This window comes from Microvirga sp. KLBC 81, from assembly GCF_003075415.1.
GTDB lineage: Bacteria > Pseudomonadota > Alphaproteobacteria > Rhizobiales > Beijerinckiaceae > Microvirga.
Genome location: NZ_QDAH01000277.1, coordinates 1 through 944 on the forward strand (window position 1 = coordinate 1; position 944 = coordinate 944).

Below are 944 nucleotides of genomic sequence, written 5' to 3' on the forward strand. Positions count from 1 at the left end.
AAGGCCGTGGAACTAGCGGTGAAAGAGGGCACCATCGGCCCGAGCGTCATCGATATTTCGAAACTCTACGGTCAGACCGGGATGTTCACCTACGATCCCGGCTTCACCTCGACCGCGGCATGCGAGTCGAAGATCACCTATATCGACGGTGACAAGGGCGTCCTCCTCTACCGGGGTTACCCCATCGATCAGCTGGCCGAGCACGGCGACTTCCTCGAGACCTGCTATCTGCTGCTCTACGGCGAGCTGCCGACCGCGGCTCAGAAGGCCGATTTCGACTACCGCGTCACGCGCCATACCATGGTGCACGACCAGATGAACCGGTTCTTCACCGGCTTCCGCCGCGATGCCCACCCGATGGCGATCATGGTCGGATGCGTCGGCGCGCTCTCGGCCTTCTATCATGACTCCACCGACATCTCGGATCCGCATCAGCGCATGATCGCGTCCATGCGCATGATCGCGAAGATGCCGACGCTCGCCGCCATGGCCTATAAGTACTCCATCGGCCAGCCCTTCGTGTATCCGCAGAACGACCTCGACTACACCTCGAACTTCCTGCGCATGTGCTTCGCCGTGCCGGCCGAGGAGTACAAGGTGAACCCGGTCCTCTCGCGCGCTCTGGACCGGATCTTCATCCTGCATGCCGACCACGAGCAGAACGCCTCGACCTCGACGGTGCGTCTCGCCGGCTCCTCGGGCGCCAACCCCTTCGCCTGCATCGCGGCCGGCATCGCCTGCCTGTGGGGACCGGCCCACGGCGGCGCGAACGAAGCGGCCCTCAAGATGCTGGAAGAGATCGGCACGCCCGACCGCATTCCCGAGTACATCGCCAAGGCGAAGGACAAGAACGATCCGTTCCGCCTGATGGGCTTCGGCCACCGGGTCTACAAGAACTACGACCCGCGCGCCCGCATCATGCAGAAGACCACCCACGAGGTGCT

Annotated in this window: 1 protein-coding gene; it reads left to right on the top strand. The window is 63.5% G+C overall.

Annotated elements, in window-relative coordinates:
- Positions 1 to 944, top strand: a 944-nt coding sequence (gene gltA / locus DC522_RS33740; protein WP_116532726.1) for a citrate synthase, incomplete at both ends; no start/stop codon positions are given.